Origin of the sequence: Gordonibacter sp. Marseille-P4307 (assembly GCF_900604965.1) — a bacterium.
GTDB lineage: Bacteria > Actinomycetota > Coriobacteriia > Coriobacteriales > Eggerthellaceae > Berryella.
This window is the reverse complement of the sequence record NZ_UWPD01000001.1, coordinates 154,336-167,079: the sequence shown is the minus strand read 5'-3', so window position 1 is coordinate 167,079 and position 12,744 is coordinate 154,336. Positions and strand designations below refer to the sequence as shown.

The window sequence follows — 12,744 nt, the reverse complement described above, 5'->3', positions numbered from 1 at the left end:
CCTCCCGTTTTGTTGTTTCATTTCATTCGTGGTAGGTTATTGGCCGCAACTTCGATAAGGGAGAAGCGCCTAGGGGCGCTTGAAACGAAGGTGAAAAGAGGTCAGACTTCCATGGCAAACGACCTGAGTATCCGAGCGACGCGTCTCCTCTGCGCCGCCGGTGTCGCCGCCGCAGCGGCGTTTGGAGCGACGCTCGGCGCGTCCGATGCCTACGCTGATAAGGTTTCCGACAAGCAAGCCGAAGCGCAGAGCGCGCTTGCCCAGCTTAACGCAATGCAAGAACAGCTCGACCGCGCATCCGCCAACTACGGCGAAGCGCTGGCGGCCCAGGAAGCGGCCGAAGTTCAGCGCGATGGCGCCAGCGTGCGCATCGAGGAGCTTTCCGGCGAGATCGATTCGATTCAGTCGCGCCTGAACGAGCGCGCCCGTTCGATGTACCGCGGAGGTCCGACGTCGTTCCTGGATCTGTTGCTGGGCTCTGCGAGCTTTTCCGAATTCGCATCCAACTGGGATCTTCTCAGCCGTGTGAACGAAAGCGATGCCGATCTGGTGCGCCGGTCCAAGGACCTGCGTGCCGAGGCATCCGAGCAGGAGCGCATCTTCGCCGAGCAAGCTGGCGAGGCGGCCCGTCAGGCTGCGGAAGCGGCTGCGATCGCTTCTGATGCCCAGGCGACGGTGAACACGATGCAGCAAACCTACGACGGGCTGAGCGCCGAGGCGCGCGAGCTCATCGAAGAGCAGCGCGCGGCCGAGCAGGCCGCCGCTCAAACCGCCGTCGAGGCGGCGGGAGCGACGGTGCCTTCCGCGACGCCCGACAACGGGGGCGCAGGCAACGGCGGCGGCAATAGCCAGGCCGCACCTTCCAACCCCTCTCCCCAGCCTCAGCCCGCGCCTCCCAGCGGCGGGGGTTCGGTGCTCGAGCGTGCTTACTCCCAGCTGGGTAAGCCTTATGGTTGGGGCGCCACCGGTATGGCGTCGTTTGACTGCTCCGGTTTTGTAGGCTATGCGCTCACCGGCGGCACGGGGCGCGTCGGTACCACCGGAACCTTCATGTCCTGGCCCCGCGTGTCCGACCCTCAGCCGGGCGATGTATGCACGAACTGGGATCATTGCGGCATCTACGTGGGCGGCGGGCAGATGATCCACGCGGCTACGTTCGGCGTGGGCGTTATTATCGGCCCGGTTATGCCGGGGATGATCTACGTTCGTCCGTAAGCGATGTATTCCGTACGTTCGGCGTCGGTGCGCTTCTCTTTACCGGGGCGCACCGACGCTTTTTTGACCCGCGAAGCAGCTGCGGGAGGGGGGGCGCGTGGAGGTTGCACCGCGTCTGTTTGCCCGAGGTGTAAGGAGTTCGTTTCATGAAGGTGGAGATCTACTCTGACGGATCGTCGCGGGGCAATCCCGGTCCGGGCGGGTACGGAACGGTTCTGCGCTATGTCGATCCTGCGGGAGGCGTTCACGAAAAAGAGCTCTTCCAGGGATTTTCCTGCACTACGAACAACCGTATGGAGCTCTTGGGCGCGATTGCGGGCCTGGAGGCTCTCAAACATCCGTGCGACGTGGTGCTGTACTCCGACTCGCAGTACGTGGTGCGTGCGTTCAACGACCGCTGGATCGACGGATGGATCGCGCGCGGTTGGAAGAACGCGCAAAAGAAGCCGGTGAAAAACGCCGATCTTTGGAAGCGCCTGCTTGAAGCTCGGTCTTCCCACCGCGTTCGGTTCGTGTGGGTGCGCGGGCATAACGGCCATCCGGAAAACGAGCGCTGCGATGCGCTTGCAACCGCGGCTGCCAACGATCGGTCGGGATGGACGAAAGACGTGGGCTTTTCAGGCGAGGTCGACTAGCAACCGCGCCTCTTCGGCCTACGAGCGAACTGCGTTTGCGGGATCGATGGACATCGATTGGAACCGGTTCTTCATGAAGCTGTCGTCGAAGTGCTGGTTGCAGAACTGTTCGACGAACGTCTCGTCGCGGTTGGTTCCCGCCAGGCGCCCGTACCAGCAGTCAAGCGACACCAGCGTGAGTCCGCAGTTCGCCAGCATGAGCGCCGCGAACACGGTGGTGAGCGAATAGCGCCAGTTCCAGGGTATGCGGTTGACCAGCTCCAGCATGTGCGGCAGAAGCAGGCGCACCCAGAACAGCCCCAAAACACCCCACATCATCATGAACTGGAGGTTGGTGCGTCCGCCGATATTCAAAAAGGTTCCCGAATAATCCCAGGCGGTTACGCCGAAGGCGACCTCCATGAACCAGCTTACGAAGAACTCGAACGCGCCTCCGATGAAGGCGCTGACGACGAACACCACCGCGAGGTGGGCGCGATAGAACCGGTTGAGGGCGATGGTGACAAGCGCCCCGCCTATTCCGTAGATGGGGGAGAAGGGTCCGAACAGCAGTCCCGCGCGGTCTTGGTATCCTCCGAACATTGCGAAATGGTAGATGGTCTCGATGACGAGCCCGCCAACGCAGCAGATCACGAAAATCCAGAACAGGTTGAAGAAGTTCAGGGCGATGTAACCTGACCCCGTCTTGTCGCGCCCCAGGACGCCTTCCTGCGCATCGGTGCGTTCGTCCATGTCGCGCAGCTTCCGCTGCAATCTGCGCTCTTCGAAGAGGCTCGGGTCGAGGTATCCCGACAGGATGACGTTCACCGCCAACGTGACGGTTTCGGCCAGGGTGCCGAACGATACGATACCGTGTTGCAAGACGGTGGTCAGAAGCACGATAACGCTGACCGTCACCAAGATGTTTGCGATGCGCCCTGCCCAGCGGCGCTGGTTCATGAACAGCCGCGCCCCCAACACGATGGACAGCACCAGCGATGCGGTAAGGAACAGGCCTTCCACGCCGGCGGTGACGAGCCCGACGACGGAGAGCCCCGACAGCTTTCCGCCCTGAAACGCGATGATCGAATCGGCGATGCTGATCGCCTGGAGGGGAATGGACGCCATGCCGTTGGCGATAACCAGAGCTCCGAACGCGCGCAGCGCGATCGGCACGCGAGCGGGTGTACCGAGAGGGTCGATGCTCTGATCGAGCATGTTCACGGGCTGATCGGCTCTCATCAGAGACTCCGCGGTTCGCTTCCCACGAAGCGGGCGATTTCCCGACGCAGGTTATCGATGCCCGAGCCTTTCAGCGATGACGTGATCACCATGGGGACATCGTCGCCGATGGAGAGTTGCTTTTTGAGCTCGGCCTTCTGTCGGTTGCACTTCTGCTGCGAGAGTTTATCCCCTTTGGTGAGGACGATCAGGTAGGGAAGCCGGGCGTCTTGCAGGAAGCGCACCATGTTCTCGTCCAAGGCCGATGCCGGGTGACGGATATCGATCAGCGAGCAGACCACAGCGAAGTTGCGCTCCTGGTTGAAGTATCCTTCGATGAGCTCGGCCCAGCGTTCGTGTTCGGTTTTGGATACGCGGGCGTATCCGTACCCGGGAAGATCGACGAAGCGGGCATCGTCGGTGCAGAAGAAGTTGATGGTGGCGGTTTTCCCCGGCGTCGACGACACCTTGGCAAGCCCTTTGCGATTGAAGAGCTTGTTGAGAAGAGACGACTTCCCCACATTGGATCGCCCGGCGAACGCAACTTCGGGCAGCGTCGATTCGGTGAGCTGAGACGAGATGCCGAATGATCGCTCGAAGGCCACGGTTTTGAAATTCAATGGTTATCCTTTTCGGTGCTTTCCGGTGAGAGCCCAACCGGTATAGAGCGCCATCGCCATGCAGACGCAGCTTGCGACAGCCCAGAACTTATGGTTCCTCATAGGGTACTCCTTCGCTAACACTATAGGGTCACCAGCTGAAAAAGGCAGATTTTCCGTAAGTTAACCTTATTTATCTTTACGGCTGCTTCGATGCATTGTAGCATGATAACGAGTTAGCTGAAGTTGCCATAAAGTTAGTTTTGACCTGCGGAAAGTCCACCTTGGTTTACGCTTTAAGTTACCCTGGACTTCGTGAAACCCTGCTTTTATCATCGAGGCGGGCGGCGGCTTCAGGCGCCTCTGTGAAAGGTATCGGGCGGGGTGTGGGACCCCGCTGTTGAAGAAAGGAACCATCATGAAGAACTGTACACGCAACGCACTGCTGGTCGGCGGCGGCTTCCTTGCGGGAACCGTGGGTCTCAAGGCGTTCACGTCCCAGGCCGCCAAGGCCGGCTACGTTCACGCCCTTGCCCGCGGCATGAAGATCCGCGATTCGTACGAGAACATGGTCGAGCAGGCCAAGGCCGAGTACGACGATATCGTGGCTCAGGCTACCTACATCAACGTCGAGGACGCCAAGAAGGTTGCCGAGGAAGAGAACTAGTCGTGGATTTCTCCATCAAGTCCGAGATTCCCGGGCGCCGCTTGCGCATCAAGCTGTCCGGCTTCGTGCCTGCGCGCGATCAGGGGCCTTTCGAGGCCGTGCTGAGGTCGGCGCCCTGCGTTTGCGATGCGAAGGTGTATCCGCGCATCGGAGAGGTGGCGTTGTCGTATTGCGGCGACGCGGGCCGCGAGCGGGCTATCGCCCATCTCGCCTCGATCGACGAGGCGGCTATCGAGGGGATGCGCGCCGAGTACTCGTTTTCCTCGGCGCAGCACTCCCATCAGCTTATGATCGATCTCGCTTGGCTGATGGGCACCTATCTCCTGCGTCGATGGTTCGTTCCCAAGCCGATATCCGTCGTGCTGGGGCTCATCGCGTACCAGCGTTTTCTGACCGAGGCTCTGGCATCGCTCAGCCGCGCGCGCTTGGACGTGCCAGTGCTCGATGCGGCCGCTATCGGGATGTCGTTGGTCCAGTTCGACCCCAAGACCGCGGGTGAAACCATGTTCTTGCTGCGCGTGGGCGAAACGCTTGAAGACTACACCCAGGCGCGCTCCGAAGGGGCGTTGGTCGATGCGCTTCTGAACGTGGCCGAAAACGCCCAGAAGGTCGAGGGCGATCTTGAGATCGAGGTGCCCCTGTCCTCGCTGGCGGTGGGCGATATCGTTGCGGTTCGCACGGGCATGGGCATCAACATCGACGGACAGGTCGTTCACGGGTGCGCGATGGTGAACCAATCGTCGCTTACCGGCGAGCCTTTGGCGGTCGAGCGCACGACCGGCGACGACGTGTTCGCGGGTACGAGCGTCGAGAGCGGCGAGATCCTGGTGCGCGTGAAGAGCGCTCCGAACGAGACGCGCCTGCGCTCAATCGTCGATCTGGTAAGAAGCGCCGACCAGTACAAATCACGCCGTCAGGCGACGCGCGAGGCGCTGGCCGACCGGATCGTGCCGTGGAACTTCGTCCTTGCCGCGGGGGTGGCCCTTGCCACGCGCAGCATGACCAGAACGTCGGCGGCTCTGATGGTGGATTACTCGTGCGGGCTGAAGCTGACCAGTTCGATTTCGGTGCTGTCCGCGATTAGCCAGTCGGCCGGCTCGGGGTTCACGGTGAAGGGATCGAAGTACTTCGACGCCGTGTGCGATGCGGACACCATCGTATTCGACAAGACCGGCACGCTGACCGAAGCGACCCCGTCGGTGGCGGGCGTCCTTTCGTTCGACGGTTGGAACGAGACCGAGGTTTTGCGCCTGTCCGCCTGCCTGGAAGAGCACTTCCCCCATCCGGTTGCCCGCGCTGTCGTGCGCGCCGCTGCCGACAGGGGGCTTGACCATCGTGAGCGCCACGCCGAGGTGGAATACATCGTCGCGCATGGAATCGCCTCGTCGCTGGACGGCAAGCGCGTGGTTATCGGGTCCGAGCACTTCGTCGCAGGCGACGAGGGCGTCAAGATCGGCCCGGATCAAAAGCAGCTTATCGCTCGCGAAACCGAGGGCTTCTCTCCGCTCTACCTTGCGGTGGACGGAGAGCTGGTGGGCGTGCTGGCCATCGAGGACCCGCTGAAAGACGGCGTCTGCCAAGCGGTCGAAGAGCTACGCGCCCTGGGCTTCAAGCGCGTCGTCATGCTTACGGGAGACAACGAGCGCACGGCTCGGCGCGTGGCCGAAGAGGCGGGCGTGACCGAGTGGCGGGCCGATCTTCTGCCCGAAGACAAGCACGCCTATGTCCAACGGCTCAAAAACGAGGGCTGCAAGGTGGTCATGGTGGGCGACGGCGTGAACGACGCACCTGCGCTCGCCCTGTCCGACGTGGGCATCGCCATGGGGCAGGGGACGGCGGTCGCGAAAGAGGTGGCCGATATCACCCTGACCGACGGAGATCTGTCTTCCATCGTGGCGCTGGTTAAGCTCAGCCGTGCGCTGGTGCGACGCATGGATCGATCGTTTACGCAGGTTATGGTATGCAACAGCATATTCATGCTGCTGGGCATCCTGGGGGTGGTCATGCCGCAGACTTCGTCGCTGCTGCATAATGCGACCACTATCGGCCTCAGTTTGTCGGCCGGTCGCAGGTACCGAGTTTAGCTCGACGCGGCAACGGTCGTTTTCTTGCGGGACGGACAGGGGTGTCCGTCCCGTTTTTTATGGACCCGCCCGTGTCGGCGAAAACACGGAAGAAAACGCAGACCCTCGCGTATCCGTTCCTGGCGCTGATGTTGCTTATGGGTGTGTTTCTGAACGCCGGATACGCCATGTCGAACTACCCGTTCACCGGAGACAAGTTCGCAGAGAAGTTCGCGGCCGATCCCGTCTCGGTCATGTCGAGCTTCGCCTGCATAGGCACCGCGCTGTCCTCGAAGCCAAGGCAAAGGGGAAGAAAGGCTCCGCATCGCGGTAACGTCGGCGTCCGCTGCATCACATGGGATCCGCCGCGCTCATCGGAGCCGTGCGGATCCCTGCTCTGAGGATCGGGGCGCAAGCCGGCGCAGACCGTGGTCTCCCCCAGAGCGCATCCGCTGTGTTTTTTGCGCTGAAGCCTTGGGAAATGGGGTATACTGACCCAGTTTCTAATCACACATGCTCGTGCGACCCGAGCCGCTAGTGGCCACCGAAAAAGGCTGCGGAATTCGGGGAAGACCACGGGCAGAGGACTAACGAATGGAGAAAAGAATGACGAAAGTCAGCATCCAGACGCTGCTCGACGCGGGCGCGCACTTCGGCCATCAGGCCCGTCGTTGGAACCCCAAGATGAAGCCGTTCATCTTCGGCAAGCGCGGCGACACCTACATCCTCGATCTCAAGCAGACCCTTCTGGGCATGGACGACGTGTACACCTTCGTCTCCGAGATGTCCAAGAAGGGCGGCACCGTGCTGTTCGTCGGCACTAAGAAGCAGGCTCAGGAAGCCGTCGCCAACGCCGCCAACCGCTGCGGCATGCCCTATGTGAACTCCCGTTGGCTGGGCGGCATGCTCACCAACTTCGTCACCATCCGCTCTCGCGTGAAGCGCATGGAAGAACTCGAGGCCATGGACGCCGACGGCCGCATGGCGCTGCTTCCCAAGAAGGAGCAGATCCTGCGTCACAAAGAGCTGGCCAAGCTGCAGTCCAACCTCAATGGCATCCGCAACATGACTCGCACCCCCGATGCGGTGTTCGTTATCGACACCAACCGCGAGTCCCTTGCCATCCATGAGGCGAAGCGCCTGGGCGTTGCCGTCGTGGGTACCCTCGACACCAACTGCGATCCCGACGACGTCGATTACGGCATCCCCGCCAACGACGACGCGATCCGCTCGGTTCGCCTGCTCACCGACTTCGTGGCCGACGCCGTTATCGCCGGCACCGGCGCTCCGGTGACCGCCGAGGAGATGGCTGCCGTCCAGGAGGCGCCCGTCGCCGAGGCTGCCACCGAGGCTCCCGCGGCCAAGTAGGGTCGGATTCCCCATCGGGGATCTGGATTTGGGGAGCGCGAAACCGCAGGCTTCGCGACCCCGTTTGCTTCGCGTACACATGAGGCGCTTCGTCTAGGCTGAGGAGCGCTTCGAAGAAAAAGAGGAAGGACACACATGGCTGCAATCACCGCTGCGATGGTCAAGGAGCTCCGCGAGCTCACCGGCGCCGGTATGATGGAGTGCAAGAAGGCCCTGAACGAGGCCGAAGGCGATATGGACAAGGCCGTCGACGTTCTGCGCACGCGCGGTCTGGCCGCGGCTGCCAAGAAGGCCGGTCGCGCCACCAACGAAGGCACCGTGACCGTTATCGTCGCCGAGGACGGCAAATCCGGCGTCGTGCTCGAGCTTAACTGCGAGACCGACTTCGTGGGCATGAACGAGAAGTTCAAGGCCTACGCCGATCGCATCGCCGGCGTTGCCCTGTCCAACAAGTGCTCCGATGTCGAGGCGCTCAAGGACCTGTCCGACAACGGCGAAACCGTTGCCGATATCATCACCGACGCCGTTCACGTGCTGGGCGAGAACGCGAACCTCGCCCGCGTCAAGACCGTCGAGGCCGGCGCGGTGTGCTCTTACATTCACATGGGTGGCAAGATCGGTGTTCTGGTTCAGTTCGACGTCGAGGGCATCGATCCCACTGCTGCCGACTTCGTCGCATACGGCCGCAACGTTGCCATGCAGGTTGCCGCGATCTCTCCGGTCGCTGCCAACCGCGAGGGCGTTCCCGCCGATGCGGTCGAGCACGAGCGCGCTATCTACGTGGCTCAGGCCGCCGAGTCCGGCAAGCCCGAGAACATCCAGCAGAAGATGGCCGAGGGCCGTCTCGAGAAGTTCTTCAAGGAGAACTGCCTGACCGAGCAGGATTACGTTAAGAACCCCGATCAGACCATCGCCCAGTACACCGACGAGGTCGCCAAGCAGCTCGGCGGTTCCATCAAGGTTGTGGGTTTCGTGCGCTTCGCCCTGGGCGCGTAACGTCCGATAGAACTGATGATGCGCAGGGACCGCGCCGTATAGGCGCGGTCCCTCGTTCTTTTCGGGTTGCGATCTTTATGTCCGCATTCGCGTAAATTGTCTATCGGAGGGGCAACGCGCCGGAGCCAGATGCCCCCGATCCTTATAATGGATGGCGGCAAACGACGGCCCTGCGCATCGATCGAACCTGGATGCGCCGTGCAATCCGAAGACGGATGCGGCAGGGTTTCCCAATGCGGCCGCCGACGGGAAAACCGCGGAACCGCACCGCTCAATCGCTTATGAATCGAACTACGAGGTGGGGCTATGTCGGAAGAAATCATCCTTGTCAGGGGCAACGGCACGCTGTCGGGAGAGGTGCGCGTGTCGGGGGCGAAGAACTCGGCCCTCAAGCTGATCGCCGCATCCCTTCTGGGTCGGGGAAGGTGCGTTATCGGCAACGTTCCCGACATCTCGGACATCCGCATCATGTCCGAGGTTCTGCGTCAGCTGGGCGCTTCTGTGAAGCGGGAGGGGCACACCCTTGCCATCGATACGTCATCGGTGGAGCGCTTCGAGACTCCTTACGAGCTGGTTTCGAAGATGCGCGCGAGTATTTCCATTCTCGGCCCTCTGGTCGGACGTTTCGGCAAGGCCCACGTGGCCATGCCCGGAGGCTGTCAGATCGGAGCGCGCAAGATCGACATGCATCTCAAGGGGCTCGAGGCGCTGGGCGTCGAGTTCGTTACCGAGCACGGATTTTTAAAGGCCGCGACGCCGGACGGCTTGCACGGGGCCCATGTGGTGCTGGACTTCCCTAGCGTCGGTGCGACCGAGAACCTACTGATGGCGGCTGTGACCGCCGAGGGTACGACCCAGATCGAGAACGCTGCGCGCGAACCCGAGATCGTTGATCTGGCCACCATGCTCAACGAGATGGGCGCGCGCGTGAACGGTGCTGGCTCGTCGCTTATCGAGATCGAGGGGGTTGGACTCTCGTCCATGCATCCCTGCGAGCACGCGACGTGCGGAGACCGCATCGAGGCGGGGACGTTTCTGGTGGGCGGCGCGCTTACGGGCGGGCCGGTCACCGTGCGCGGGGTAGACCCGTCGTTTCTGCGCATGGCTCTGATGAAGCTCGAGCTGATGGGGTGCGACGTCGAACAGGGCGACGATTGGGTTACGGTGTCGCGCGTCCGTCCGCTCTCTCCGGTCGACATCCAGACCCTTCCGCATCCAGGGTTTCCCACCGATCTGCAGGCTCAGTTCATGTTGTTGGCGGCTTGCGCCGAGGGCACTTCGGTCGTCACCGAGAACGTGTTCGAGAACCGCTTCATGTTTGCATCCGAGCTCATGCGCATGGGTGCCGACATCGTCATCGAGGATCATCATGCGCTGGTGCGCGGAGTCGATCGGCTCCAGGGGGCTCCGGTAACCTCGACCGATCTGCGCGCAGGGGCGGCTCTCGTGCTGGCCGGCGTGGTGGCCGAGGGCGAGACGAGGGTGCGGAAGGTGGCTCATATCGACCGCGGCTACGAAGACTATGTGGGCAAGCTGCGCTCTTTGGGCGTCGATGTCCAGCGCGTGGTCGAAGGTCCCCTCGGCGACGGCCTCCGATAGGCGCGTTATGGCTGACGGCAAAAGGAACGTGAACGCGCGCAAGCTGCGCGAAACCGCCCGCAGGGCAAATAGTTCCCTCATCGGATCCCATATTCACCCCTCCGTCCAGCGCGGTGGCCGCTCTATGAACGCCGGGAGCGTTTCGTTCGCCAGCGGTCGCAAGCAGTCGCGCGCTTCTCATGGAGAGGTGCGCAACGTCGTTTCGCACGCGTATCGTCAGTCGGGTGCCGCCGCCATGCACGTGGGCGGACGCGATTTCGCTTACGATATTCATCGTCGCACGCGCGCACGGCGCATTGCCAGCATCGCGGCGATCCTCGTTCTGCTGGCCGTTCTTGCGGTATCCGTCGGCGTGTTCGTGTATTTCGGCAGCGTGGGATCGAAGCTTGCCCTGCGTGACTCCGATGCAACCGCCGCCTTGAAGGCTCCGCAGGAGAAGGCGGCGTACTATGTGCTGATATCTGCCGATTTGGGCGGTACGACCGCTGCGTCTGATCTCGAGGGCCCCGATAGCCTGGTTTTGGTGCGCGTCGATTCTCAGAGCAAAACCATGGGCTTTCTTGGTATTCCGGCAGAGACGGCGGCCACTCTGTCCGACGGGAATCTTCATCAGCTGCGAGATGCGTCGAAAGAAGGCGACGCGGCGCTTATCGGAAAGGTGTCCGATCTGGTCGGCGTCGATATTGCCCACTTCGTCAAGATCGATCGCGCAGGTCTTCTGAAGCTGGTCGATGCGGTGGATGGCGTCCAGCTTGATCTGATTGAGGAGATCGACGATCCTGCGGCGGGCAGCGACTACCTCTCAGCAGGGCCTCAGAAGCTTTCAGGGTCGGCGGCGCTTACGTTTCTGCGCGCGACCAATCTTTCGAAGGGGGTCCAATCCCAAGCGCACAACCAGGCGGCGTTTTTCTCCCAGTTGACCATGAAGCTGTTCAGCGCCCAGGGGACGCTGTCGTCGGCTTCGCTTTTGGACAAGGTCAGCCCGTACTTCCAGACCGATATCCCTTCGAACGACTTGCTTGCGGCGGCCGAATCGATGGTGGGTATTTCGGGATCCGGTGTTTCGGCTGCGGCTATCCCCGGATCGATCGGCGGATCGTCCTCCTCCCTGGTATCGACTTCACCGCGCGTCTTCACCCCGTCCAAAGCCGATTGGCCTCACGTGCAGACGGCCTTCGTCGAAGGCGGTGACGCATCGAGCGCTGCGCAAGCCGGGGAGATCGATCTTTCGGGATTGAAGGTCGAAGTTCGCAACGGTGCGGCGGTTACGGGAGCGGCGGCTTCCGTAACCCAGCTTCTTTCTCAGATGGGATGCGAGATCACGGCGACGGGCAACGCCGAGCAGCAGGTTTTCGGGGAAACGCTTGCGGTGTACAGCTCCGATCATGAAATGCAGGCCAAGGCCATCGTCGAGCGCATGGGTTTCGGACGCACGGTGAAGGACGTGGGGTACTACACGTATACCGGCGATGTGCTGGTGGTTATCGGGGGAGACTACAAGCCGGTTTCGTAACGGCGGTGTATCGCATGCCGCCCCAGGCGCACCGTGGTTTTTGCGCGGGGGCCGGCTGTGCTAGAATGCGTCTTTGAATTTATCAAGAGAGAAGGAGCCCTTCGTGGTAGACAAGAACTCGGTCCAAACCGTCCTCGATCTTATCCGCCCCAGCCTCGTTGCCGATGGCGGCGATGCCCATCTGGTGGATGTGTCCGAAGACGGTGTCGTTACCGTTGAGCTGGTGGGTGCCTGCAAGGGTTGTCCCATGTCGGCGTTGACGCTTGCAAACGGCATCGAGCGCATCCTGAAGGAGCGCGTGCCCGGCGTGACCAAGGTGGTTGCGGCCGAAAACTAGGCGTTGCGTGACGAATGCGTGTCCAACGAAGGGCGGCCGATGGGCCGCCCTTCGCGTTCGGGTAATCTTTCATCGGATGATTTGCGTGATTATGCGGGAAGGAGCGGTATGCCGCATTGCTGGGAAATACGCGGGTGCGATGAGGAATGGATGTCGCGCTGTCCCCACAGCCTGGCCGACGACCTGTGTCCGTCGGAGTGCTTCAACGCCGATTGTTTCCGTTCGAACCATAAGGTGGCTACCGATTTCGACCTGTTGCTGAATCCCGACCGAGATTACGACGCGGCCGTGAAGGAGTGCTGCCATTGGTGCGAGTTCTTCTTGAAGCACGGGCCGAGCATGGCCGACAGGGCTTCGCGCACGGGGGGCATTCCCGATAAGGGGAGGCAGACCACGCGATTCCTTATCTAGGAGCATCGCGGCGCTTGGTTACCGTGCGGTTCCCTGTGGTTGGAGTTTCTTGACAGTTGGGTGGTCCGCGTTAAAATCTTTCTGGCACTCTAAAGCCACGACTGCTAATCGTGGCGTTCTGCAGCGGCCGATTAAGCGGTC

Annotated in this window: 14 protein-coding genes; 11 read left to right on the top strand and 3 right to left on the bottom strand. The window is 61.8% G+C overall.

Translation table 11 applies throughout. The features are described 5' to 3' along the window. Window positions 1–111 precede the first annotated feature (111 nt). Together EIH26_RS00775 and rnhA are read left to right on the top strand one after the other, a co-directional pair. Window positions 112–1,215 (top strand): NlpC/P60 family protein, encoded by a 1,104-nt coding sequence (locus tag EIH26_RS00775; RefSeq protein ID WP_124060319.1) that lies wholly within the window; start codon window positions 112–114, stop codon window positions 1,213–1,215. 146 nt (window positions 1,216–1,361) lie between these two features. Beyond that, window positions 1,362–1,850, top strand: a complete 489-nt coding sequence (rnhA, locus tag EIH26_RS00770; RefSeq protein ID WP_124060318.1) for a ribonuclease HI — start codon at window positions 1,362–1,364, stop codon at window positions 1,848–1,850. Window positions 1,851–1,868: 18 nt separating this feature from the next. On the opposite strand, the gene EIH26_RS00765 is transcribed toward rnhA, so the two are convergent. The 3 genes from EIH26_RS00765 to EIH26_RS08485 are packed head-to-tail and all read right to left on the bottom strand — an operon-like array spanning window position 1,869 to window position 3,772. After that, the gene (locus tag EIH26_RS00765; protein WP_124060317.1) at window positions 1,869–3,071 is read right to left on the bottom strand and encodes a putative ABC transporter permease; all 1,203 of its coding nucleotides are present in this window, start codon (window positions 3,069–3,071) and stop codon (window positions 1,869–1,871) included. Continuing rightward, window positions 3,071–3,670, bottom strand: a complete 600-nt coding sequence (yihA, locus tag EIH26_RS00760; RefSeq protein ID WP_124060316.1) for a ribosome biogenesis GTP-binding protein YihA/YsxC — start codon at window positions 3,668–3,670, stop codon at window positions 3,071–3,073. The genes EIH26_RS00765 and yihA overlap by 1 nt, the downstream gene beginning before the upstream one ends. A gap of 3 nt (window positions 3,671–3,673) precedes the next feature. Further along, window positions 3,674–3,772 carry a DUF6219 family protein gene (locus EIH26_RS08485; RefSeq protein ID WP_241152712.1) on the bottom strand — a complete coding sequence of 33 codons (99 nt, stop codon included), beginning with the start codon at window positions 3,770–3,772 and terminating at the stop codon, window positions 3,674–3,676. A gap of 295 nt (window positions 3,773–4,067) precedes the next feature. On the opposite strand from EIH26_RS08485, the gene EIH26_RS00755 reads away from it, so the two are divergent. The 9 genes from EIH26_RS00755 (at window position 4,068) to EIH26_RS00715 (ending at window position 12,603) form a co-directional block, all read left to right on the top strand. Then, the gene (locus EIH26_RS00755) at window positions 4,068–4,316 is read left to right on the top strand and encodes a DUF6110 family protein (protein WP_124060315.1); all 249 of its coding nucleotides are present in this window, start codon (window positions 4,068–4,070) and stop codon (window positions 4,314–4,316) included. 2 nt (window positions 4,317–4,318) lie between these two features. Beyond that, window positions 4,319–6,400, top strand: coding sequence for a heavy metal translocating P-type ATPase (locus EIH26_RS00750; RefSeq protein WP_124060314.1), 2,082 nt, complete (start codon window positions 4,319–4,321; stop codon window positions 6,398–6,400). A gap of 71 nt (window positions 6,401–6,471) precedes the next feature. Further along, on the top strand, window positions 6,472–6,780 hold the full coding sequence (locus EIH26_RS00745; RefSeq protein WP_124060313.1) for a hypothetical protein: 309 nt from the start codon (window positions 6,472–6,474) through the stop codon (window positions 6,778–6,780). A gap of 205 nt (window positions 6,781–6,985) precedes the next feature. Further along, the gene (gene rpsB, locus EIH26_RS00740) at window positions 6,986–7,747 is read left to right on the top strand and encodes a 30S ribosomal protein S2 (protein WP_124060312.1); all 762 of its coding nucleotides are present in this window, start codon (window positions 6,986–6,988) and stop codon (window positions 7,745–7,747) included. A 135-nt stretch (window positions 7,748–7,882) separates the two neighbouring features. After that, entirely contained in the window at window positions 7,883–8,743 is an 861-nt protein-coding gene (tsf, locus tag EIH26_RS00735; RefSeq protein WP_124060311.1) for a translation elongation factor Ts, read from the top strand. A gap of 306 nt (window positions 8,744–9,049) precedes the next feature. Further along, window positions 9,050–10,342 (top strand): UDP-N-acetylglucosamine 1-carboxyvinyltransferase, encoded by a 1,293-nt coding sequence (gene murA / locus EIH26_RS00730; RefSeq protein ID WP_124060310.1) that lies wholly within the window; start codon window positions 9,050–9,052, stop codon window positions 10,340–10,342. Window positions 10,343–10,349: 7 nt separating this feature from the next. After that, window positions 10,350–11,855: an LCP family protein gene (locus tag EIH26_RS00725; protein ID WP_164470931.1), complete on the top strand. Its 1,506-nt coding sequence runs from the start codon at window positions 10,350–10,352 to the stop codon at window positions 11,853–11,855. Window positions 11,856–11,958: 103 nt separating this feature from the next. Continuing rightward, entirely contained in the window at window positions 11,959–12,192 is a 234-nt protein-coding gene (locus tag EIH26_RS00720) for a NifU family protein (protein ID WP_124060308.1), read from the top strand. Between the two features lie 108 nt (window positions 12,193–12,300). Next, the gene (locus EIH26_RS00715) at window positions 12,301–12,603 is read left to right on the top strand and encodes a hypothetical protein (protein ID WP_124060307.1); all 303 of its coding nucleotides are present in this window, start codon (window positions 12,301–12,303) and stop codon (window positions 12,601–12,603) included. Window positions 12,604–12,744: the final 141 nt, after the last annotated feature.

What these genes read in the sequence shown, in the direction of transcription:
- EIH26_RS00775 (WP_124060319.1), top strand. Translation starts at nt 112, where the DNA reads ATGGCAAACGACCTGAGTATCCGAGCGACGCGTCTCCTCTGCGCCGCC.
- EIH26_RS08485 (WP_241152712.1), bottom strand. Translation starts at nt 3,772, where the DNA reads ATGAGGAACCATAAGTTCTGGGCTGTCGCAAGCTGCGTCTGCATGGCG.
- EIH26_RS00765 (WP_124060317.1), bottom strand. Translation starts at nt 3,071, where the DNA reads ATGAGAGCCGATCAGCCCGTGAACATGCTCGATCAGAGCATCGACCCT.
- tsf (WP_124060311.1), top strand. Translation starts at nt 7,883, where the DNA reads ATGGCTGCAATCACCGCTGCGATGGTCAAGGAGCTCCGCGAGCTCACC.
- rnhA (WP_124060318.1), top strand. Translation starts at nt 1,362, where the DNA reads ATGAAGGTGGAGATCTACTCTGACGGATCGTCGCGGGGCAATCCCGGT.
- murA (WP_124060310.1), top strand. Translation starts at nt 9,050, where the DNA reads ATGTCGGAAGAAATCATCCTTGTCAGGGGCAACGGCACGCTGTCGGGA.
- EIH26_RS00715 (WP_124060307.1), top strand. Translation starts at nt 12,301, where the DNA reads ATGCCGCATTGCTGGGAAATACGCGGGTGCGATGAGGAATGGATGTCG.
- EIH26_RS00755 (WP_124060315.1), top strand. Translation starts at nt 4,068, where the DNA reads ATGAAGAACTGTACACGCAACGCACTGCTGGTCGGCGGCGGCTTCCTT.
- rpsB (WP_124060312.1), top strand. Translation starts at nt 6,986, where the DNA reads ATGACGAAAGTCAGCATCCAGACGCTGCTCGACGCGGGCGCGCACTTC.
- EIH26_RS00725 (WP_164470931.1), top strand. Translation starts at nt 10,350, where the DNA reads ATGGCTGACGGCAAAAGGAACGTGAACGCGCGCAAGCTGCGCGAAACC.